Below are 23855 nucleotides of genomic sequence, written 5' to 3' on the forward strand. Positions count from 1 at the left end.
GTTGTTTCGCCGGCGGCGAGTGTTTTTTCGACAGGCGTATCCCCGCCAGTGAGGACGAAAGTGACCTCGGCTTTGTGGGAATCATCTGTCACATTCCACACCTTTGACACCACAATATTTCGTGTTGGCTGGTACACCGCATACGTGTGAAGCGTATTCGCAGCAGCAACATTCAAAATATCGGTGATCTCATTACCGGCAGGATTCCACTCATGTGAGAATGTGCGCTCTTCAAAATTGTAGCGTGAAGCGTCACTAGGAGTCGCTGTATCAAAGTTGTATAAAGGATTACCTTTTTCGCTTGGCTCATGCCAATGACGGAAATCCCATTTCTTCCCATCTATCCGAAGGGTCGGCTTTGAATCAATAACAGTGAGCTCTGTTGCTGGCTTATTATCAATGGAAACCTTGCCAGTGGCATAGAAAGTGTAATCCTGATTGAGTTTTTGACCCGCAGGATCCGAATCAGCAACACCATCAGTGATGGTTGCATCCGCATGATTCGTATGGTAAACCATGCGGGCACGTTGCCCCAGAACAACGGTGGAAGCATCAGGATCAAAGACATAATCCCACAAGGCAATACCCGTATGATCGCCATATGCGGCAATCTTTGACGATTCCACGGTATTTGATACGTAATGGAATGATTGCGCATCTGCTGGGGTCACCGTGTAATTCGATGCCATGTCAGCAGGTGTTGACTCAGTTGAGAGGATATCTGACGACGTGAGGCCGCGAGCAACTAAATATCCAACATGGCGATGAGCATTCTCACCGAAGAAACGAGAGAAGAAACCGCCTCCAGCAGCATTTTCTTTCTCTGACAAAGATACATTGACCTGCGAGGTACGAGGACCCGACAGGATCACACTCGACTGCCCTTCGATGACACGCACATCATCGCGAGCATTTGTTGAGAACTTGGCATCTGATCCGATAATGACATCTTTACGAGCGTAAATGGTGCCACCTGAGTGTTCTCCTGATGACAGCTCATGATTACCCCCTGCAAAGAATGCGTCAGTTGTTTTTGAGTTATTTGAAAACTCAGCGGAATGCGCATTGAGGTAACCGTCATTGAAAATGCCGGCAGTCATCTGCGTGGCATTATTGCTGATAATACGAGCCTTATTCGTTAAGGTGAGTTTTCCGAGGTTGTAGACCGCGCCACCGTAATTTGCCTGAGCATCCGTAATGCTTCCACCACGAATTTCCACTTCAGAACCAGCTGCAATGTACAGGCCAGCACCGGCACTATTTGCGTTCCACGTGTAGGCACGCGAATTGCTCAGAGTGGAATTTTCCAGAAGAAGGCGAACGCTTGTCTGACCCAGTGAAGCCCCAAGATCGGAACCTGTGCGGTGACCAACAGCGATGATGCCACCAACATGATCGGTCGTGAAACCGGTAAAAGTTGTTCCACGAATATGCGCCCGAGCGGATGCCCCATTCTCAAATGCAAGTGCGCCACCATATTTTGCAGATGAGCGCCAGGCTTCATTCCATCCAACACCATTACCGCTGAGGCGTGAATCAAAGAGATTCAGTTCACCGCCACCTACAACATCAATATGGCCACCAGCAAAAGCAACGGAAGGAATGTCCTTCATCGTAAATGTTGAACGCTCAATAGTGACGTAGGAGTTTTCAGTCATAATCGAGCCGCCAGAAGTACCAAAATACCCTGATGGCTCAGGCTGCTGCGGCAATTGTTTACCTACCAGCGTGAATGTGGAATCCGCGATGATGTTATGCGTCGAAGAAGTACCAGAACCTTCAAATTTGATGGCGCCACCTGTGTCAAAACCACCGATCACAGTGAAATCAGCCCGTTGGATATTGACACGAGTGCCATCCCCTGTTACCTCAATTGCTCCACCTTGGAGGCCGCCATCGCCATTGCTGCTCTTGAAGGTGTGGTTCTTGTCAAAAACTGTTCGTTCGTCGTTAGCGTCAGGATTAATGGTTAATAGGGAGCCGCCTTCCATTTTGATGGCGCCGCCCTCACCGTAATAGCCGCTGACATTTTTACCTGAGACGTTATTGATGAATTTGCCGCCGTGAACGGTGATCGTTGAGGTTCCTGAATAGATTGCCCCACCATGCGTATTTGTTGCAGGTGTTTTCCCTGCTTCCTGAACGGGAGCATCAGTTTTTGTTGAATTGTTTTGGAAAATTGTGTCCGTCATATTCAACTTTGCGTGCAAAGCATATACAGCGCCGCCGTCATAGAACTGCTTATTTGTGCCGTCCTCCAGTTTCTTGTCAAAAAGCTGGGTAGAGCCATTTTCCACAGTAACGGACTGTAAATTGAGGGTCGCATCATCGGTCAAAAAGAATAAACGTCCCTGAGCGCGCCCATCGATAGTTCCATGTGACACGGATAAAGTTGCTTGTGCAGATGAGACTTCGAACATGTTGTCAATACGAGCACCCAGACTCAAAGTGTGACCACCCAAGTCAAGAGATGAAGTACCTGCTGTGAAAACCAGGGGGCTGGTGATGGTGATATCGCTAGATAAAGCAATAGAGCTATCGCCGCGCGTCAAAGCTTCACGAAGCTCTTGTTCGGTACTGACATTTGTTTCAGCTAAAGCTGGTCGCATGTAAAGAAATAAAGCGACAAAAGCGAGTGCAATAGTGATACACGTCGTGTAGGTAATAGATCGAGTTCTCAATGAAGACTCCGAAAACTAGCAAGGAAAAAGATTTAATACAGTGATACTTTACTTGAAAACTAAAGCTACAGGGCATTTTTTTTTTTCATTCAATGACGAAATCCACAAAATTATTGCCCCTTGATCTTTTTGTTGAGGCTTTAGTGTGCTAGAGGGGCTTGATTCTTCCTTCTGTGCATTTCGCAGGAGGAAATATGTCCGCCGAAAGTTTGAAATGTGTCAAAATGAGCCGGATTATGCTCGCGAATAACGAGTATGGTCTATTGCGTATTGCGTATTGCGTATTGCGTATTGCGTATTGTGCGTAGCAGGGTGCCCGCTCGGTGGTAATGAGGCTAAAGAAAACGTATCGCGCCAGCTTTTATAGGGGCTTACCTGAGGATGTCAATATGAGGAAATGACGTGGACTTTTGTTCACGTGTGGTAAAGCGTCATGACTCAAGGCAGTGGTGAAATGCGGCGATGCGCATACAGAGGCTCTGGCTCATCTGATATGAATATCCACTAAAGCTACAATGAGATTATTATGTGTGCATAATAGGAAAATGATTAGCAGCAACGGCCAAGCTGATAGTATCACGCTTGGCCGGAACGCTACGTGACCCTCATGGTGGCCTCACTTTCACGCAGGACCTCAAAAAAACGTTTACCTAATATGAAAGGAAGGCCCGTGAGGGTATTTTAAGGTCACATTACTGGCCGCAAGTATTGTCATACTCAATGAGCATATCCACGCGGATTTGGTGACGGCCCCCCTCAAATTCCGTGGATAAGAACGAATCCATAATCATCGCGGCAAGTCCAGGGCCAACAACCCTTGCACCCAAAGCCAGAGCATTCGCATCATTATGCTGACGAGATAGCTGCGCCGTAAAAGGCTCAGAACACACTACACAACGCACACCCGGCACAGAATTTGCAGCCAAAGAAATACCGACCCCTGTGCCACACACAATCACCGCACGATCAGCTTCACCTGCGGCAAGCACTTCAGCGGCTTGACGACCAAAAAGAGGATAGTGGACACTTTGATCGTCATGAGTGCCAATATCAATCACTTCATGACCGAGCTGCTGCGCATACTCACGCAAAAAATCTTTCAGTTCCACTCCGGCATGGTCAGCGCCAAAAACAATTTTCATGAGGTGTCCTTTCACTCAAATATGCAATACATGAGGCTCTGTAGCGCTCTTTCCGTGTGACAGCGTATTGGATGGGCGCCCCTTCAACGGATAGACACGTCGTTGAGGACGTGAGTGCCCTCAAAGAAACGAAAACAATGACCTGTCATACCCGTATCAATAAGCGCTGGAAAAAACCACCAGGAATTTCGCGTAACTGTGCGGCCGTACCATTTTCAACAAGGCGACCTGCATCAATAACAAGAACAGGGGCCTCATCAGGAATACGGTTCACATGATGCGAAATCTCAAGAACTGTCAAACGAGGATACGTTTGACGTAAACGCTGCCGAATAAGACGCGCAGTTTCCTCATCTAACTGGCTGGTCGCCTCATCTAAAATCAGCACATCAGGGGCGCAAACCAAAGCACGTGCAATAGCCAACCGCTGCATTTGGCCGCCCGACACGTTCACACCCTCAGTAGCAATAGGCTGAAGCAAACCATCCGTATGGGAACGAACCCACTGGTCTAAACCGACAACATGGAGAGCTTCCCACAGTTTGTCCTCATGCGCGTCAGGATTGGACAGCAATAAATTCTCTTTCACAGAAGCTGATAAAAGCGACGGCCTTTGCGCGACAAGAGCCACACGAGAGCGCAACTGTGCGAGCGGATAATCAGACAATGCAATCCCACGATACGTAATTGAGCCACGTTCAGGATCCCAACCACGTGCTAAAAGTGCGCCGATCGTTGATTTCCCACTACCTGAAACACCAGCAACATACGTCCATGAGCCTTCAGGTAATTCTATAGAAATATCGTGCACATGTTCTGTACGGCCGTCATAACTAAAAAAGACAGAACGCATCGCCATCACAGGTGCGCCCGGCTCAGTATCTGTGCTAGGAAAATCAGAAAGAGAAGGTGACACAGCAGCCCCACCCTTGCTGTTACAGGAATTCGTTACGCTATTTTCCCCAGAAAAACGCGACTTATCGTCTACCGGCGGCTTATCGGTCACCAACGGAAGGGTTTCAATGGTACGGCGAACACGTTCAGCTGATGCAATGGCTTCATCTAAGCCATCAACGAAATCATCGACTCCACGCAAAGGCGCCCACAACGACACCCACATCAAAAGAAGCGAGACAAAATGTAAAGCCAATTCGGACAAAGGCGCCCCTTGGGACAGGGGAGCAGCATAGGCGCTGAAAGCCCCTACAAGAGCAATAAGAGCGCCCAATTCCACACTCAGCAGAAGGCCAGAACGCACACTCGAACGTAAACGAATACGACGACGAACAGCCTCAGCTTGTTTTTCTGCGTGTCGCCACTGAGAAAGCCGGTGATCTTCCGCCCCGAAACTCAAGATTTCACGCACCCCCTGAATGGAATCACCAAGGTGTGTAGCAATCTGAGCGTGACATTCAGCTAAAAGCTGCTGGTCGTGCCAAGAAAGAAGTCGTCCCACAGATGGTAAACACACCATCAGCAGCGAAGCTGCTCCCATGATTACTGCATATACCCAACCGTAGGTATTTCCTGCCCACACAATGACAATCGTGGGGACAATGATGGCAGATAAAGCCGGTGGAATAGTGTGAGCAAAAAAGACCTCAACGCGATCAATGTCGCGGGTAGCGCGTTCGCTGAGTTCGGCGGCAGCATTACCTTTCGTGATCGCAGGAGCTTGCGGAACAATCGCTCGGTAAAATTCGGTGCGCAACCGAGCCAACATCGTAAAAGCAACCCAATGCCCTGCGTAATGTTCCAGGTAACGCAGCAAAGCTTTGACCAGTGACAGGCCGAGCATCCACATCAGCACGGCAGATAAAGGTAAAGATAAAAGAGCTTCGTGTAACGAGGAAAGCGGCACATTCCCACGTGACGCAAAAACACTTTCAGATGAGAAAGTCCCAATATAATCCCAGTAGGCCTTGTACACAGAAAAACTGGCCAGCACGAGAATAGCGGTCATGAGCAGCTGATTTGCTATCCGCGCACAGATTGACAAGCCCCACATGAAACGAACGCCACCAGTGCGGGTGAGCAGCCACCCCAAAATGGACATCTGCGAACTACGCTCAGAAGCGGTTTGAAGGTTCTTATTCATGACTGGGCTCCATCAACTTCCGTCAAAGAACGATTACTGAGGGCATAGACGCGATCCGCGTCAGCAAGTGCGCTTTGCCGATGCGCAATCATCAGGACAGTGCGCTGATGGGCTACTCGCTGTAAAGCGTTGACGATCAGCGCTTCACCGGTCAGATCTACTTGAGATGTTGGCTCATCCAAAATGATAAGTGGCGCATGTGTGAGGAATACGCGAGCGATAGCAAGACGCTGAGCTTGCCCACCTGACAGACGAGAACCACGATCACCAATGACAGTGTTCAAACCGTGGGGGAAAGCACGTACCTCATCGCCAAGATTCGCATAATCAAGCGCTTCGTATAGTTCAGCGTCACTGGCCTGTGGAGAAGCTAAACGCAGATTCTCTGCGATGGTGTCATTCAACAGGTAAGTGCGTTGTTCAACAACAGCAATCCGTTGAGCCAAAACGCGACGTGTCAGAGTAGTAATATCGTCACCCTGTATGTAAACCTGTCCATGTGTGGGCTGAATATACCCTTGTATGAGGGAAGAAAGCGTTGATTTCCCAATTCCAGATGGGCCGACCAGCCCCACTTTTTGGCCCTCGACAATTTCCCACGTCACATTTTCAAGTAGCGCAGGGGCCTCATCCCAAGAAACTGTCACATCCTGCAAAAAGACAGCAGGTGGCTCAGAAGAAAAATCTGCTGGCCTATCGTGCTGATTCTGAGAGGAAACACCAGCAGCGGAAGCAACATTTTCACGTGCAACACGAGGAACAGCATCTGCTTCATATAAGAAAGCACTGAACTGTTTTTGAGTGGCACGCCCCCCGATACCGATATAGAAAAACTGGCCTATAAGATCAACAGGAGCTACCAGAAGCACAGTCAAAATAAAGAAAGACAGGACTTGCCCGACGCTCAAACTTCCAGCAGAGATCCCGCGAACACTCAGCACAGTAACCAGTACGAATGCTGCCAATGAAAACACAATATCCATGAAGAAAATCAATAATTGATTACCAGCAAGCAACTTCATAATACGGATACGGTGACGCTCATTTTCTTGCGCTAAAGAATCAGCGTAACTATTGCCAGCGCCAGCATAAACCAGTGACTCTAACGCATTGATACCCTGCAAAAATGATTGCCTGAGCTTCATCTGCGATTCACGGAATTTTTGACCTGTGCGCGCTGTCGTATGAGTAAAAATTCGCACGAGAATAGGGCCAATAATGATGAGGGCCGCCATCAGTAGCGCAGGTATGAGCCCCACGGTCCCAGCAATTGCGATACATACGATCAGAGGGGAAGTTAAAGAAGCAACAGTTGCCGACAAGAAACCACCACGATAACGAGCCGCCCGCATAGCTCCATTCGTTGCAAGATCAAGGATTTGTCCCGCACGTTCACGGATACGCAACGGCCCTAATGTGAAACATGCGCGTTGGCTCAACTCTCGAAATACTCGCTCCGTATGCGATTGTGTGCGCAATGAATGAGCAGTAGCCAACGCTCCAGCACAACCCGCGACACTAACGGATAGGACGGCGAGCAACCACCAGAAAAAGGGCAGAGAATACCCATGCAATATGAAATCAAGACCCTGACCAACAAGAACCGCAAGGGAGCAGGAAGCTGAAACTGTGACCCATCGGTACGCGATTTGCCGGAAATTTTCTTTTCGAGGAACAATCCCCTGAACTAAAGGATGCAAAGGAGTTTTTGCTGAACTCGTATCAGGCAAAGATGTTCTAGCAGCAGAATCAGACGAAAACGCATGACGAGCAGATGAGCTTGCCGCCGGCATATGCGTACCATTGCGAGGCATTTCAGTGTCTCCCTTGGAATCAATCACCTAATGGTGGGGCGCTCGCACTATAGCCGCGTGCAAATGAGGCGTGTCCTCAGCGTTCACATGTGGGCCTTATGGAGGGTGACCTGCGCCGGTGCGATAGAGGCAGTAAGGACTTACCTATTTTTCTGCGTATCTACATACAAGGCTATGGTTACCCTCAGTACGAACCTTCCTAGGGTATCGTCTGAATGAGCCACGCGATAGTGCCCAAAAGCTATTCTGACGTTCCGTAATAAAGTGTCTGAACAATGTCACAAAGACTAAGACTTGACATATGCGCATACCTGCGAGCTGATATATAAAAAACTTCCGTGTTTCCAAGAAACTGAAAACACGGAAGCTCACGTGGACAATTGCTACTGCAAAGGGAATTCCTTGGAGAATTTATCGCCAGAGAATGTCCCTGAAATCTTCACAGTTACCGGTGAAGTTTCATCTGAGAGCACGTAGCCTTTCACAAAGCCCAATGTTCCGCCCGGCTGAATTTCTTTCATCATGTCGGTAGCATCATAACCTTCAGGTTTTTCACTGAAATAGATGGCACTATCTAACTCAACACCATTTTGAAAGACCTGAATGCGGTAATCAAAAATATTGGATTCTTTATCCTTCTGATTATTCGTTACTTCCAGCCCCACAGCGACAGTGGGCTTTGATTCATGGTCAGCAACTGACTTAGTAACGGAAGTAATCTTGATGTGGTACTTGCCGTCAGCAACATCACCTTCAGCAGCCTCAGCGTCAGAAGCGGTCTTTGCTGCAGTGTTGGCTGGTTTTTCGGCAGGAGTAGACTCCGCTTTATCTGATTGAGCTGAGGTGCTTCGTGCAGAAACAGAGGACTGCAATGACTCTGCTGCTGAGTTCAATGCTTTAGCAAATAAATGCTGCGTGCCAAGGGTGATTGCGATACTCAAAACAGCTACGACAACAGTTGCGATAGCAAGGCCCCTGCCTTGACGCTTCCCTTGTGGTTTAGTGGCAATGACAGCGACAATGCCAAGGATCAGGGCAATCCCGCCAAGGAAGAAAGCGAAATTATTAATGATCGGAACCCAACTGATGACTAGCGCAAGAATGCCAAGGATGAGGCCAGCGATTCCAGAAACGGTTGTTGACTTGTGAGTAGCTCCATTGCTATACGTTGGTGAAACACCGCTCTCAGGAACTACAGGGGGGGGTACTCATATTGTTATCCTCCGAGGTCGAAAAGCCCTCAAAGCGTAGGGCTGTTAGTGAGTATAGTGTTTTTTCGCTGTACGGGAAAGTAAGAACAAAGTAAGAACGCTGTCTGAGCGAGTATGTAACGACGAGATTATTTCAGGCCCTGTGAAACAGTACGCAAAAACTTGGAAGAATCTCATGGGCTGAAAGTCCCAAAAAATCTAGATTGCGGTATATAGTGGACAAGTACGTTTCCCCTCAAGGAGGTCAAAGATGTCTTTCTTGTCCGATCGAATCGATCGTGCAGTTACACAAGCTCACGCATGGATCGAGGCATCTCGGCAATATCCCACACCCCGCTCTGCGCAACTACTCGCGGAAGTACTCGACCACCCAGGCGGCCTCGAATACACCGTCGCCTTCGTTGATGACGTGATTCGACCTGAAGACAAAAAAGTCGCAGCCGCCCACCTGAAAAACCTCGCACAGAAAGACACCTCTTTCTTACCTTCCTACCTGAGCGCCCCCGCAGCTATTGGCGGCCGCCTCGCTCCTTTAGCGCCCAAACTTGCCGCCGCAACAGCAAATAAAGTATTCGCTGCCCTCGTCGGAGATCTAGTCCTCGATGTCACACCCGACAAACTCGGCCGCGCAATAGCGAAACTTCGTGCAGACGGCTCACGACTCAACCTGAACCTCCTAGGCGAAGCAGTCCTCGGTGACGAAGAAGCAGCCCGCCGTATGGCTGACACACGAGAACTCATTGAACGAGACGACGTGGACTACGTTTCACTGAAAGTATCCGCAGTTATTGGCCCACACGCGCCTTTCGGACACGCCGCAGCAGTGAAAGACGCAGTTGAAAAACTGCTCCCCATGTACCGGATAGCAAAAGAAAAAAACACCTTCATCAACCTTGACATGGAAGAATACAAAGACCTCGACCTGACCATCGATGTCTTTACACGCATCCTTGATATGGAGGAATTCCTACACTACCGCGCCGGTATCGTGCTACAAGCCTATTTACCTGACACTCTTGAACGCCTCAACTACCTCACACAATGGTCTCAAGCTCGCCGCGCACGCGGAGGCGCTCCCATTAAAGTCCGGATCGTCAAAGGCGCGAACCTATCAATGGAACGAGTCGATGCCATCATTCACGGCTGGGAACTCACAGTACAACCCTCCAAATGCGACACAGACGCGAACTACTTAACCGTCCTCGATACGGCCCTCACACCTGAACGACTGGACGCAGTCAATATTGGAATCGCAGGGATGAACCTCTTTACCATCGCCTTCGGACTGGAAACAATGCGCGAACGCGGCGTAACCAGCGGTGTGGACTTCGAAATGCTTTCAGGTATGGCAACACCACAATCTCACGCAATACGTGACACCGTAGGATCGGTCCTGTACTACGTCCCAGTTGTCCGGCCAGAAGAATACGACGTAGCAGTGGCCTACCTTGTTCGACGACTCGAAGAAAATGCAACCCCCGACAACTTCATGTCGAATGTTTTTGACCTGGACACCGCCGACACGGTCCTCCTTGAAGAACAACGCTTCCGCCGAGCTGCCGACCAAGCGGAAAAACTCATCCACGGGCCTCGTCGTAAACAAAATCGCTGTGAAGGCACAGAACTTTTACCCGGTGTTGAGAACTCACGCGACACAGACCCATCACTGCACGCCAATATTGCCTGGGCAGAGGACATCGCGCGCCGAGTAACAACTTCACGTTTAGGTGAAGATATTGTTGCTGAACACACCGTGAACTCCCCCGAAGAAGCAGAAAACCTTGTAGCCTCTGTAGCAAAAGCCGCGCAAAAATGGGCACACACCCCCGCAGCGCAACGCGCAGAAATCCTACGGAACGTCGCGCAATCTTTCGAGGACCACCGAGCAGAACTCATCGAAGTCGCCGCAAGCGAAGCAGGTAAAGCTGTCGATCAAGGTGACGTGGAAGTTTCTGAGGCCGTTGACTTTGCCACCTATTACGCGCAACTGGCTCTTGACCTTGAAGCCCTCGAAGGCGCTGAATACACACCCGTCAAAACCACGCTCATCACACCACCATGGAACTTCCCGCTTTCCATACCTGCTGGTGGTGTACTTGCAGCTCTCGCATCAGGCTCAGGGGCCATTTTGAAGCCAGCGAACCTGACCCAACGCACTGGCGCCTACATCGCTCACCTGATGTGGGAAGCCGGTGTACCACGTGACGTTCTGGCCTTAGCGATTGCCGCTGAAAACGTGTGCGGACAAACCCTGGTTGAAAAATCCGATCAAGTAATCCTCACAGGATCTATCGACACCGCACGTCTTTTCCGCTCATGGCGACCAAACCTGCGCCTATTTGCTGAAACATCAGGGAAAAACTCAATCATTGTGACACCGCACGCAGATATCGACCTCGCGGTGAAAGACGTTGTTGCTTCCGCTTTCGGGCACGCCGGACAAAAATGCTCAGCCGCGTCCTTAGTGATTCTCGTAGGCTCTGTCGGATACTCACGTCGCTTCCAACGTCAGCTCATTGATGCGGTTCGTTCCTTGAAACTAGGCTACCCTGATGATCTTTCAGCGCAAATGGGGCCAATGGTTGAAGCACCTCACGGCAAACTGCTCAGCGGCCTGACAACTCTAGGTGAAGGCGAAGCATGGGCAATCAAACCACGCCAGATCAGTGATACGCTGTGGAGCCCAGGCGTGCGCGTCAATGTGAAACCTGGCAGCGAATACCACCTGACAGAATACTTCGGTCCGATCCTTGGTGTTATGCGCGCTGATACGTTAGAGCAAGCTATGCAATGGCAAAATGCGGTGGATTTCGGCCTGACAGCAGGTATCCACTCGCTGGAGCCCACCGAAGTAGAAACCTGGCTTGCAGGTGTCGAAGCTGGAAACGTATACATCAACCGCACCATCACCGGAGCAATTGTGCGTCGCCAGCCCTTCGGCGGCTGGAAACGCTCATGCGTGGGGAGCGGAACGAAAGCTGGAGGACCGAACTACCTGATCGGCCTCGGCCATGTCAAAGATGCTCCACTGGCACCTGCAGGACGTTCTTTGAATATCCCGATCTTCCGCAAGACTTTAAGTGCCATTACTCAATGCCCACATGCAGATACGGACCGTATAACAGCCATGCTTGAAAGCATGGAGGAAGCTATCGCCACGCATTTTTGTGCTGAAGATGTCTGTGCTTTAGGTGTAGAAAAGAACGTCCTGCGATATCTGCCAGAAGAAAATGTAGTGATCCGTGGCGGTGATAATCTCACCGATGCTATAGCTCTTGCGGTAGGCGCGTTAGCGGTCGACGCAACACCAGTACTGTCATGTGCCACAGAGATGCCACGCCCAATGGCTGAATTCCTACAAGAAAACGGGGTGAATGTGCTGACGGAAAGCGCTGAGGTTTTCCTGAACCGAGCAGCGGCTTTGGCACATAACCCACGCGGTGTGCGCTACCGTGTACTCGATGGGCAAGCTGACGCTGTAGCACAAGCAGTTCAGGGGAGTGTTGATGTTGCTATTTACTCTGAACCGGTGACTCACTGTGGTCGTGTTGAACTGCTGCCTTTCCTGAAAGAACAGTCAGTATCAGCAACAAATCATCGTTTCGGTAATCCGACGCAATTGCTCAACGGAATTCTCTGACCTTCATACTTCTGTTTTCCTTTGCACCGGTGGGGCAGGGTCCTTCGTGGCTCTGCCCCGCTTCTTACATTGATAGGGATTTTATGTGCCTTAAAAATGTACTTCCTCGGCGCTTCCAAGAGACTGAATGAATCAGGCGCACTACCGTTAAAGGGTGCCTACGTTTTTTTCACGTCCAACAAGTGTAAATACGCGACATGCAGATACAGCGGCCACTGAAAAAAGCCTGACATCTGATCGTCCTTTCGCTATGAACAACGCCATTGAGCAATGGCGTGACGATCTTGCGCGCATTACCGCAGATGAGGGAGGGGACAGTGCGCCACGCCTGACAATCGGTACTGCCCACCCCGGAGGATTAGCGCAACTATACGCGCATCACACGACACGATTGTCTAATCTGGTGCGTGAACCCGCATCACAGCAACGCGCAATGGAACGGGCACGCACCATCATTGCGCGCGCAGAAGACCTCACCATTCATCACGGCGTAGGACCCGTCCACTTATCAATCGGCAGAGCCTCATGGACCCAAAACGGGCAACGCATGTCCTCAGCCGTATTCTTACGTCCACTCCATTTAGAAAAAGACGGGGACGATGTTCTTTTAACGCTTCGCTCCGGAACAACACTGGCTCCTGTGATTCATGAGGCCTTAACAGCTTCAGGTGTTCACATCGACTTAGAAAAACTCCTTACACAAGCCACAACAGTTCACGGTTTTTCTTCAACGAAGGCTCTTGCAGCACTACGTGAAGCAGCTTCACGCTTAGAAAACTTTAACTTAACAGATGAACTGATTCTAGGAATCTTTGAGCATCCGGCTTCCACTTTACTTCGAGAACTGACCCAATCAAACCCGCTTTTGAGCACTCCACTTATCCGCGCCCTTGCAGGGGAAGTAGAAGCTCAAAAAAACTTCGCCGCGCCTTTACCCGAACCAAATCCTCATGATCGTGACCCGTGGAAAGAACGCGGCGCAGGTGACCTGACACCCCAACAACAAGACGTTGTAGAAACAGTGGCCGCAGGCCGTTCCCTCGTCATCAATGTTCCTGAAGGAGCCGACGGTGGAACAATACTTGGTGCCCTGCTTGCTGACGCTGCAGCGCACGGCCGAACCACCCTCCATATCGCAGGCTCCCCCTCACGAACAGCACGAGCTGAAGCACGATTACGTGAACTAGGCCTTGACGAAATTGCTGTCCGCATTGACGGAAGCACCGAAAGCGCAGACATTATGCGTGACCGTTTAACCGGTGCAATCGTTGATACGACAGGGGTGGAAGACCCCGCTCAAGTAGATGACATGCGTAAGCAACTTGTTGAAGTACGACATATGCTTTCGCAGCACATGACGCATTTACATAAACCCTTCCACGAATTTGGTGTGAGCGCTTTTGATGCACTTCAAGTCCTCACAGACCTCACAGGCGCACATCCGAAACCACGCACAAAAGTACGATTACGTGAAGAAGTCCTTTTAGATATTGCTTCAGACCGAGGCGAACGAGCACGTACCCTGCTGCACCGGGCAGCGACATTAGGAATTTTTTCTCGCTCAACCACGCACGGCGCGTGGAAAGGCATTGTGATTAATTCACATGAACAAGTCGAAGAAATCCTGACACGTGTTCAACGCTTATCAAAAGAAACCCTCCCAGCCTTACAGGGATATATCGCTGCTGTTGCCCGCGAAACCAAGATCCGCCCTGCAGAATCAATGGCAGCTTGGGAAGCTCAGCTTGCTATGTTCGCCGGAGTACGTGACGTTCTTCAAGTCTTTCAACCAAAAATATTTGAACGCTCCGCAGCCGATATGGTTTTTGCCACCGCTTCACGGCAATGGCGTAACAGTCATGGGATTTCCATGTCTCGCGCTGCACGGGGTCGCCTTGTCAAACAAGCAAAAGAAATGCTGCGCCCAGGAATCACAGTGAAAGACCTCCACAAGGAGCTTTTGCTTGTCCAAGAACGACGTGACGTGTGGCGTCATCACTGTGACGCAGACGGTTGGCCGACTCTGCCGCAACATATGGATGAAATCTTGCAAGTTACCCAGCAGGTACGTGACGATTTTGAATGGCTGTCACCTATTTTCTCGACAGTTCACCCAGAAATGTTACGTATGCCTTTAGATGAGGTGACCCGTATCTTTGATCGTCTGGCGGCTGACCCTGAAGGGGCGCATGAACTGCCGAAACGTGTTGCCGTCCTCAAAGCACTCACAGATTTAGGGCTGGACGGCCTTACGCAGGATTTACGCCAGAGGCATATTCAGCCTGAACACATTGACGCTGAACTTGACCTCGCATGGTGGGCCTCAATTTTAGCTTTGATGATTGCTGCAGATCCGTCTCTTGGTGGTTTTGACCCTGTTCATCTTGAAACGGCTTTAGCACAGGGCCGTGACCTTGATAAAGAACAAGTAGCAACACTTGCTCCGCAAACCATTAGTCAGCTTCGTCGTATGCGCCGCACGGCTTTAGCTGGAGCGCCTGACGCTCAAACGGATATTCAAACGGTCCTTGCAGGCAACGCTCATCCGGCTGATGTATACGCTCAACACCCTCTGGTGAGGCGACTTATTCCTGTGGCCTTGACAGTTCCGACACTTGTTCCGTGGATTTTGCCAGGTCAGGCACGGATTGACTTGCTGATTCTCGATGATATCGACATGCTTCCCCTAGCGGAATTGATCCCAATTATTGCGCGAGCAGAACAAGTCGTCTTGATCGCTGATGTGGATTCTGCCCGTGTTGGTGAGGCTGTACAGCAGATCGCTTCAGTTTTACCGACGATGCATATTCGCGTAGCGCCTACACGTTTGAACGACCAAGTGGCATTGCTATTGGCGCGTCACGGTATTGGTCATACAGGTGTGCCAATTCCTTGGACAACTGCGACGGCCCCGGTAACAGCCCTGTGGACGGAGGGGACAGGTATGCCTGCTCCCGGTGCTCATGCGGTGGAATCAACGTCGCAGGAAGTATCTGCAGTGGTCGAATCCGTTGTGGCTCACGCTGTTGAACAGCCTGAACGTAGCCTTATGGTGATTGCTTTGAATACGCGACATGCAGAACGTATTAAGGATGCGATTCACCGTGCTATCGCCACCGAAGTAGGGGTTGCGTCTTTCTTTGACCAGGCTGTGGTGGAACCATTCGTTGTTGTTGACCCGCAACAAGCGCGCGGTCTGAGCCGTGATCGTGTGATTATTTCTGTTGGTTTTGCAAAGACCCCGCATGGTCGTATTCTGCATGATTTCGGTATCTTCTCAACGCCTCAAGGCGTGAAGCATATGTGTGCCGTACTGTCGTGTGTCCGTGGCGATATGACCATTATTTCCTCTGTTCGCTCTGAGGAAATTGATCGTGCTCGTGTGAGCGCTCAGGGTGCCCAAATGCTGGTGGACCTGCTAGAAATCGCTCAAGGGCAGTCAGGGCGCGGGAATGATGCGTGGCCGACATTGGAAGCGGCTCCAGATCGTTTACTGGTCGATTTAGCGGAGCGTCTGTATGGCATGGGCTTGGAAGTAGTGCCGAATGTGGGTATTCCCGGAGGTTTACGTATTCCGTTAGCTATTGGGCATCCTGAGGTTCCGGGTCGCCTACTTGTCGCAGTTTTGACTGACGATGAAGAATACGTTGCGGAGCCGTCTTTGCGTATGCGTGATCGTTTGCTTCCTGCAATGTTAGAAGCCCAAGGATGGAAGGTGTACACGGCTTTATCTATGCCGGTATTCATTGATCCGGGGAAGGAAGCCGATTCTATTGTTCAGCTGGTTCTTGATGCTGTTGATGAGGTGAATGATTCACTTATTCAGGAAGTGGAAGTACCGCAGGTAGATGATGACATTGTGGAGGAAACAGTTATTTCTGTTGTCCCTTCTCAGGCTGAACGTGAAGCTGATGGTCTGCGCTTACGTCATGATGAAGTATCACAGGAAGTGTTGGCTCATGCTTTGCCAACAGAAAAACCTCTGGTGGTTACTCCGTCGCTGTCTGCGCGTAGTCCACGTCCGCCTATTGCTCAGGGCTTACCTTTAGCGGCTTACGGTGATGACCAGTTGGATGAATTAGCGCTGTGGGTACGTTCTGATGGTGTGGAACGCACAGATGATGAACTTGTTGAAGAATTACGTTCAGCGTTAGATTTACGTCGGCGTGGCGCTCAGTCGGATGCTGTTTTACGTAATGTTGTGCGTCGTACTGCGCCTACATCTCAACTCTCGCAAGAATCGCAGCAAGATGCTGGCGTTGAAGGGAACGCGGATCATTACGAGTGACGGGGCAAGGGCGTGACGCAGGAAAATGAAACCATAGCAGGTGATCGAGCTGTGGCAGGCAGGGCGACTCAGTATGCTCAAGGGCCGCGGAAACATCGTCGTGTCGTTATGCTCAGTGAGGTAGATCAGCGTTTACGTGAACATGGTTTGCCTGTGTCATGGGATGAGTGTGCAGGAGCCGCGCATGTTGCGGCTCGTTTATCGCGTGTATCTGAAATGAACGTAGGGGTCCCGCTTGGTGGCACAGGGAAAATAGGGGAGCCTCAGGGTGGGAATGAGCAGCGTTTACGCGAGGAAGTTCCCCCTCACTGGCATATGCCTTTGTAGGTATTTCGGTGGGGATTTCTACTGTGATAGGGCAGCTAAAGCGCGAGAGGTATGGTGCTGGGTGCTCGTGGTGCTTCTACGAAAAGGCACAAGCGTGTGAGCATAAAAGGATTATGTGAGCATAAGCCGCCCGTGAAAGGGAGTGTGAACAACCCTTTCTTTACAGCGCTTTCTGCCACCAAATAAGCCACCCGTGAAAGGGAGTGCGCCTCCCCGCACACTCAACGATATCCCGAACGTCAAATAAGCCAGTCGTGAAAGGAAATGCGCCTCCCCGTACACTCAACGATATCCCGAACGTCAAATAAGCCAGTCGTGAAAGGAAATGCGAGTATAAAGCGCGACGTATGGGACAAAGACGTATGGGACAAAAAGTGAGGCCCACCGAATACCATGCGGTAAGTGGTGGGCCATACTGCTTTCGTAGAGGCTTTGTGAAAGATCAGTTCTTTGCAGTGAGAGCATCACGAATTTCTGTGAGAAGCTGAATTTCTGCTGAAGGTTCTGCGGCGGCTTCTTCAACAGCTTCTTTTGCTGCTTGGCGTTCCTTGAACTTATTCATTGGCAGAACAATAACAAAGTACACTGACCCAGCGATCAGCAGGAAGTTCACAATAGCGGTAATGATTGTGCCCGGCTGGATGAGGGTGCCATTGATGGTGAATTCAAGGACATTATCGAAACTTGGCTTGCCAATGATGGAAGCAATCAGTTGCGTGATGAGGTTGGAGACAGCATTCACGATAGGAGTGAAGGCAGCGCCGATGATAACCGCAACCGCTAGGTCAATGACATTTCCACGGGAAATAAAATCTCGGAATCCTTTAAGCATCATCATTTTCTTTCTATAGAGGGGGTGGTCCTCCACGCGAATGGAGAACTACGCTCAATATGCCGCCCCCAGCGTAGCCTAAGACTTTTTCTGTGTCGCTACCGGGAAGGCGAAGGATAATTTTTCGTTGAGCGGAAGAAGCCCAGCTCGTTCCCTCTTTGGCAGCAGAAGATACGACGTAAATATTTTGGGCGATACGTGTGGCTGCGCACTCAGAAGAATCGCATGATGAAGGTAAAGCCCAGATATCTACAAGGTCCCCATTTTCAAGTTCTGGGGTATATGCCGCGTCAATGAGCAGGGGAATATCTGCAAAGCCGGGTGGGATAGCGCGTCCTGCAGGAGAAGCTGCTAGAAGAGATTCTGTGAGTATTGTCCCTGCTTTCAAGGAGATGCCATCCCACATTTCAGGAAGGACAGCATTTGGAGAAAGAAAATCCTCTGGAACATAACGAGAAGGAACTGGTACGGTTTTTAATGCGCCTTCTTCAATACGTGTTCCTGTGATAAGGGGACGGGCAGTTATGAGGACGTGACGTTCTTGCGTAGGCCAGAAAAAATAAAGAGCAGCAGCCAAAGCCGTCACGATGGTGAGCCCGTACAGGAAACGCCGCACAAGGGGCCAAGTATGTAAGAACCTCATAGGAATAGCAGAGCATATCCCCAAGAACACCAGAGATTTTTATAAGCATTCTGTGGAAAAAGTGGTGTACAGAATTGCCATCTGTGGATAGAGGGTATGAAAACACAGTGTTCCCTGATACTGATAAAGGATTTTCGCTTTCACTAGGTGGAGATCGCAGTTCAGTATCTTTACTTTTTACCTGCGGTGAAGTACTACCCACGTTGAAGGCGCACCTGCGGTGAAGTATATGCCGAATATGAAACTGAAAGATCAGATAAGGACAATTCAATGCGGAAGCAAAAGAGCATCAGAGTAACGGATCACGCAATTTATTCACAATCGCATAGCGGGTCGGTGTGAGAAAAGCATGTACAGGAATATCATGCCTTTCACGGGGCAAAAAACCCGCAGGTAACACCGCCTCATCATGTGCGACAGCAATAATGGGCACATGAGGAGGTACATGAGGTAAGACTCGGTCATACCAGCCCCCACCTTGCCCTAAACGAGTTCCAGATAAATCCACAGCAAGACAGGGAACTAAAACGATCAAGGAACGAGCAATAGTCGTAGGCGACATGACATTTCCACGAGGTTGTGCAGGAGCGCGCTCAGGTTTCCATAGGCAACCATCAGAACCGCTCTCATACAAAGCCCAGCGAGGAGTATCGTATGGATGCCCCTCATCATCAACGAGTGCAGGTAAAAGACAAGGACGTGAATTTTCGACAATCGCACGCACATCAGGTTCATGAGCAGTAGGAAAAAATACAGTAGGAATACCCTCTGAATCAGGTAGAAGCATCTGATGACATAAGGAACGCCATAACTTCAGGAGAGCGTCAGCTTCAGTAGTATCAGGAATACGCTTGTTTCGTAGAGCACGAAAATGAGCCCGCAATACGTTCTTTTCCTGTGTCACTGCTTTGCCCCTCACTTTGCTCTGCTAGTCTGGCAATTATGCCAGAACACGCTCACCATGTATGCCACACGGCACATCCTGCTACAAACGAAGGAACGTGTTTCTCGCCCGCAACGAAAGTAAAACCTCAAAGAATATTCCCAATTATTGGCCGCCACACACATCAATACGCGGCCACTGAAGCAACCGGCGTAGGGATGGGGATACCTTTTCAAGACACACAGGACCAAAAGATAACGAAACCAACCCGGTCCTTCCCCTTAAAAACTTATGCTCGACACTGAAAAACATGCTTTAGTCAAAGTGAATACAAAAGCCACTGAACCCACAGAAGCTGAAAGGACGACATGCGTACTGTTGCTGATTTTTATCAAGATTGTATCGCCGCTGTCAGTCAACAACCTCCCCTCGATGTCCAACTCGCAGACGCAGTGTCCTGCGTCCTAGCTGAGGATGTGGAAGCTCCTTTTGACCTGCCTGTAGCTGATCTTGCTGGTTGTGACGGATACGCGGTCATCGCCGCTGACCTGGAAGGAGCACGTCCGGATGCTCCCATCCATTTACCAGTTATCGAAGAAGTCTGTGCCGGTGACGTGAATCCTGCTGCGCTGATACCAGGCAACGCTATCCGTATCGCCTCAGGTGCTCCTATGCCCGCCGGAGCCAATGCGGTACTTGCGCTCGATTTCACCGATCACGGTATATCGCAGGTGGCAGCACGTACCCAGCCCGCAGTCGGTGAAAATATTCGTCGCCGCGCTGAAGATGTTGAAGAAGGCCGGGTTGTTTTACGTAAAGGAACGCGTGTTGGCGCTCGCCAAGTCGCATTACTTGCGGGAGTGGGACGCTCGCGTGTTTTAGTTCACCCCCGTCCGCGCGTAGTCATCCTTTCAATCGGAGATGAAATTGTTGAGCCAGGTCAACAAGCACGTCCAGGCACTGTTTTTGATGCGAACGGTCACGCGTTATCAACCGCTATCGCAGATGCAGGTGCTCAGACTTTCCGTGTCGCTGCGGTTCCTGACGAACGTAAAGCACTGCGTGAAACCATAGAAGACCAGCTTGTTCGTGCAGATTTGATTCTCACAACCGGTGGAATCTCCTACGGTTCAGGCGATACCGTGCGTGAAGTGTTAGGTGCGTTGGGTACTGTTCGCTTTGATAATGTCGCAGCCTGGCCCGGCCACATCCTTGGTGTGGGAACAGTAGGGGTAAATACGGATGGGAGTGGCGGCGTCCCCATTTTCTGTCTACCAGGTGACCCTGTTTCAGCTCAAGTATGTTTTGAAGTGTACGTGCGTCCAGCTTTACGTCATATGCAAGGGTGGACGGCTTTAAGTCGCCCGAGCGTTCGCGCACGTGTTGATCGTTCATGGTATTCCCCTCGTGGTCGGCGCGAATTTGTGCGAGTGCGTTTACTGGGTGATCCTCGCAGCGGTTACCAAGCGAAAGTGATGGGCGCTCCGGCTTCCTTGCTTTTATCCGCATTGGCAGATTCAAATGCTTTAGCCGTTGTTCCAGAAGAAGTAACGAATGTGCGTGCCGGTGATGAACTGCAGTGCATGGTTCTTGAATAAAAGAAAAGCATGAGGGGCGTTTCCTCGTCGCTTTTAACTGTCACTGGCCGCTGTCAGTCATCATGCCAATAGGTGAGGAAATATCGCATGGGATTTTTCCGTCGGACACACGTGTGGGGGCAATCGCCGCGCACCTATGAGTTGCGTGTAGATTCACCGGTCGCACGCGGATATATTCACCCTTTCCAGGGGCAGGAAGATCCCCGTACTTTAGTGATGCGTCCTATTGTGGGTTCTGACCATATGCGTGTGGATGCTGTGCGGCGCGCCAACTATCAATGGTTGGAACCGTGGGAAGCTACTTTACCGCCGGAAAACAATCAACCTTTTACGTCAATGGCGGCATTTATTCGACGCTCGGATCGGCTACAAGCTCGCTCGCAGGCTCTTTTCATGCAGGTTCAACTCGATGAGGAAATTGTCGGCCAGTTTTCGTTGAGTAACGTGCAGTGGGACGCTGCATGTATGGGCTCGCTGGGATACTGGATATCAGCGAAAGTAGCTGGACGAGGTATCGGAGCTTCCTGTGCTGCGATGATGATGGATTTAGCTTTAGGTGAATTGGGTTTACATCGTGTTGAAGTGTGTGTACGCCCGGAAAATGTGCGTTCTTTAGAATTGTGTCGGCGGATTGGGTTAATTCGTGAGGGACTACGGCCTCGATATCTGCATATCGCTGGCCAATGGGCAGATCACGTGGCATGGTATGCGGATCAAGAATCAATGCCTGAAGGCGGGTACGTGATGGCTTTGATGCGTGCGCGCGGGTTTGCGTGAGAAAGACGTGCGTAGGCGCGTTGTCAAACAGTCTCGGCGGCCCTATGCGGCAGAGCTTGGAGTGTGTGCCTACGCATCATGAAACGGCTTTCAGATGATGTATGAGAGACCAATGGGGCACGTGTGACACAAGTGATTTTTTCACAGAAAAGACCACAAAGAAACTCTCAACACGCGCGATTCTTTTCCTCATCCAATGCCTCCTACGCAATACCGTGTGACGTGTGGAGTATGGAGGAATTTTTATCGTCGCAGTACTGGGGGTAGTTATCTCACTTATTCCTTACCTCGTCACCCGACGAACAGCAATCGCACAATCACGTGAAATTGATAGATTCTCACCGCAAATGCGACTACTGAACACCTCCCACCCGCATACCGAAGAAAGCTGCACAACAGGACACGGCATTTTGCTTAACGGAACACGCCCTGTCCACTCACACAATGGGGGCCTTATGGCACACGAAAAAGGTTCACCACAATCCGCGCAATTCTCACGCGTTCACGTGGTCCGTGAAATTGCGCGACTACGTGCCGAGCGCGCCGCGCGACTTTCACGTGAAGCGGCAGGAGGACAACGCCGCATGATCGTGACATTTATATGCGCGGCACTGACAGTTATCTTAGGTATATCAACTGTGTTGGGTTCCCTTGCATGGGCATGGGCGCTGGCAGGAACGCTTCCTTTGGTAGGGGCTTTAACGTGGTCACGTGTAGCTGCTATGCGCTCCGAACGTCACAATCAGGCTGAAATTACGCGCCTGCGAGAACTACGTGACCAAGCCTCCCACGAAGTGACTGCGGAACCTCATGCCTACACAATCAATGGTTCTGTCACCAATGTTTCGACTGAACAAATCAAGGAAACCAGCCAATCAACGGCGCGCACAATCGATGAAGTAGTCACGCGCACCTCACAAACGCATACGGGAAAAACAGGCATAAACCAATACGACGAAAACGAAACGAAAGAATCCTCAGACGCAGCACCCGCTATCGCACGTCAATCTGAGGAAGAAACAGGCGCGGCCACAACGAGCGGAATGACATGGTCAGTGACACCGATTCCTGCGCCCACCTATGCGACTCGTAGCCGTGTCGCAGGACGCATGGTTCATGTTGATACGGATATGAGGGGTATTCCTCAAGTCAGCGCTCGCGTACCTGTGCGTCCTGTTGCGATTGGGCAGGTATCTGCGCCCACACAAACCACCGAGGAAGTAGTGGCAGACCAGGCTGTGCGTTTGGGCCTTGAAGCTGTCCTAGAAGCTCGTCGCGCTCAGTAAGTATTGTGCTCAAGTAACGGTGCTCGTGTCTGGTGCGGGCCAGAGCGCATATGCCACATCAGAGTCGTTTCCCATTTGGCGGTGCCCATGTGCTCTGTAGCCCCGAGTTAACGAACTTCTCGGATCGTGGTCAAGTAACGGTGGTCGTGATTTGATCGCTGAAATATCGTACCCAAGTAGGGGGATAGTGCCGAAGCAAGCGGTCTGAACAGGGGTGTGGGTTTGAGGTTGTCCATCGGAGATGACGAAGCATTTGACGAAGGCAGCCCGAATAGGGGGCTGGCTTTAAGCGTGAAATATAGGACTGCGCAAGGCTAAGCAGTCCGCTCCGAATAGTGGCCGGACTTATATTTTTCGATGCCGTTTGAAGGTATGTATAACGTGTCGAAATATGACGAAAGAAACGGTGAAGAATTCACCCCGTGGTTACTTCAGTGCTAAGATGGGTGAGTTCCTTTGGGGCTATGGCGCAGTTGGTAGCGCGTCTCGTTCGCAATGAGAAGGTCAGGGGTTCGAATCCCCTTAGCTCCACAATCACCCCGTGATTTCGTTGAGATCACGGGGTTTTCATTGAAATAAAGCGGAAAATAGCAAGTTGCGCAAATTAGGACTTTTGCAGCTTTTGGCATATGTGG

General features: G+C 50.5%; 14 protein-coding genes and 1 tRNA gene. 7 read left to right on the top strand and 8 right to left on the bottom strand.

Annotated elements, in window-relative coordinates:
- From LRP54_RS05035 to LRP54_RS05055, 5 genes are all read right to left on the bottom strand, one after another.
- Positions 1-2681, bottom strand: a 2681-nt coding sequence (locus LRP54_RS05035; protein ID WP_231235235.1) for a hypothetical protein, incomplete at its 3' end; no start/stop codon positions are given.
- Between the two features lie 692 nt (positions 2682-3373).
- Complete coding sequence (gene rpiB / locus LRP54_RS05040) at positions 3374-3823, bottom strand: ribose 5-phosphate isomerase B (RefSeq protein WP_231204172.1); 450 nt, start codon at positions 3821-3823, stop codon at positions 3374-3376.
- 145 nt (positions 3824-3968) lie between these two features.
- A complete protein-coding gene (locus LRP54_RS05045) occupies positions 3969-5921 on the bottom strand; it encodes an amino acid ABC transporter ATP-binding/permease protein (protein WP_231235236.1) in 1953 nt (650 codons plus the stop codon).
- Positions 5918-7735, bottom strand: a complete 1818-nt coding sequence (locus LRP54_RS05050) for an ATP-binding cassette domain-containing protein (protein WP_231235237.1) — start codon at positions 7733-7735, stop codon at positions 5918-5920. The genes LRP54_RS05045 and LRP54_RS05050 overlap by 4 nt, the downstream gene beginning before the upstream one ends.
- 383 nt (positions 7736-8118) lie before the next feature.
- Positions 8119-8676: a DUF5067 domain-containing protein gene (locus LRP54_RS05055; RefSeq protein ID WP_231235238.1), complete on the bottom strand. Its 558-nt coding sequence runs from the start codon at positions 8674-8676 to the stop codon at positions 8119-8121.
- A 520-nt stretch (positions 8677-9196) separates the two neighbouring features.
- On the opposite strand from LRP54_RS05055, the gene LRP54_RS05060 reads away from it, so the two are divergent.
- The 3 genes from LRP54_RS05060 to LRP54_RS05070 all read left to right on the top strand — a co-directional run bounded on the left by LRP54_RS05060 (position 9197) and on the right by LRP54_RS05070 (position 17201).
- Positions 9197-12586 (top strand): bifunctional proline dehydrogenase/L-glutamate gamma-semialdehyde dehydrogenase, encoded by a 3390-nt coding sequence (locus LRP54_RS05060; protein ID WP_231235239.1) that lies wholly within the window; start codon positions 9197-9199, stop codon positions 12584-12586.
- 154 nt (positions 12587-12740) lie between these two features.
- Positions 12741-16874 (top strand): prevent-host-death family protein, encoded by a 4134-nt coding sequence (locus LRP54_RS05065; RefSeq protein WP_231235240.1) that lies wholly within the window; start codon positions 12741-12743, stop codon positions 16872-16874.
- Positions 16875-16886: 12 nt separating this feature from the next.
- Complete coding sequence (locus LRP54_RS05070) at positions 16887-17201, top strand: hypothetical protein (RefSeq protein WP_231235241.1); 315 nt, start codon at positions 16887-16889, stop codon at positions 17199-17201.
- Positions 17202-17643: 442 nt separating this feature from the next.
- Here the strand turns inward: LRP54_RS05070 and mscL are convergent, their stop codons facing one another.
- From mscL to LRP54_RS05085, 3 genes are all read right to left on the bottom strand, one after another.
- Positions 17644-18039 (bottom strand): large conductance mechanosensitive channel protein MscL, encoded by a 396-nt coding sequence (mscL, locus tag LRP54_RS05075; RefSeq protein WP_331274805.1) that lies wholly within the window; start codon positions 18037-18039, stop codon positions 17644-17646.
- A 7-nt stretch (positions 18040-18046) separates the two neighbouring features.
- Entirely contained in the window at positions 18047-18676 is a 630-nt protein-coding gene (locus LRP54_RS05080) for an SAF domain-containing protein (protein ID WP_231235242.1), read from the bottom strand.
- Between the two features lie 289 nt (positions 18677-18965).
- Positions 18966-19580, bottom strand: a complete 615-nt coding sequence (locus LRP54_RS05085; protein WP_231235243.1) for a 5-formyltetrahydrofolate cyclo-ligase — start codon at positions 19578-19580, stop codon at positions 18966-18968.
- A 347-nt stretch (positions 19581-19927) separates the two neighbouring features.
- Here LRP54_RS05085 and LRP54_RS05090 point away from each other — a divergent pair, with 347 nt between their 5' ends.
- The 4 genes from LRP54_RS05090 (at position 19928) to LRP54_RS05105 (ending at position 23751) form a co-directional block, all read left to right on the top strand.
- Complete coding sequence (locus LRP54_RS05090) at positions 19928-21157, top strand: molybdopterin molybdotransferase MoeA (protein WP_231204190.1); 1230 nt, start codon at positions 19928-19930, stop codon at positions 21155-21157.
- Positions 21158-21244: 87 nt separating this feature from the next.
- Complete coding sequence (locus LRP54_RS05095; protein ID WP_231235244.1) at positions 21245-21934, top strand: GNAT family N-acetyltransferase; 690 nt, start codon at positions 21245-21247, stop codon at positions 21932-21934.
- 224 nt (positions 21935-22158) lie between these two features.
- Positions 22159-23220: a hypothetical protein gene (locus LRP54_RS05100; RefSeq protein WP_231235245.1), complete on the top strand. Its 1062-nt coding sequence runs from the start codon at positions 22159-22161 to the stop codon at positions 23218-23220.
- 458 nt (positions 23221-23678) lie between these two features.
- A tRNA-Ala gene (locus tag LRP54_RS05105) sits at positions 23679-23751 on the top strand.
- Positions 23752-23855: the final 104 nt, after the last annotated feature.

This window comes from Schaalia sp. lx-100 (assembly GCF_021083625.1).
Lineage (GTDB): Bacteria > Actinomycetota > Actinomycetes > Actinomycetales > Actinomycetaceae > Pauljensenia.

Coding starts and splice junctions, on each gene's coding strand:
- mscL (WP_331274805.1), bottom strand. CDS start 18,039: ATGATGATGCTTAAAGGATTCCGAGATTTTATTTCCCGTGGAAATGTC.
- rpiB (WP_231204172.1), bottom strand. CDS start 3,823: ATGAAAATTGTTTTTGGCGCTGACCATGCCGGAGTGGAACTGAAAGAT.
- LRP54_RS05050 (WP_231235237.1), bottom strand. CDS start 7,735: ATGCCTCGCAATGGTACGCATATGCCGGCGGCAAGCTCATCTGCTCGT.
- LRP54_RS05045 (WP_231235236.1), bottom strand. CDS start 5,921: ATGAATAAGAACCTTCAAACCGCTTCTGAGCGTAGTTCGCAGATGTCC.
- LRP54_RS05060 (WP_231235239.1), top strand. CDS start 9,197: ATGTCTTTCTTGTCCGATCGAATCGATCGTGCAGTTACACAAGCTCAC.
- LRP54_RS05080 (WP_231235242.1), bottom strand. CDS start 18,676: ATGAGGTTCTTACATACTTGGCCCCTTGTGCGGCGTTTCCTGTACGGG.
- LRP54_RS05095 (WP_231235244.1), top strand. CDS start 21,245: ATGGGATTTTTCCGTCGGACACACGTGTGGGGGCAATCGCCGCGCACC.
- LRP54_RS05090 (WP_231204190.1), top strand. CDS start 19,928: ATGCGTACTGTTGCTGATTTTTATCAAGATTGTATCGCCGCTGTCAGT.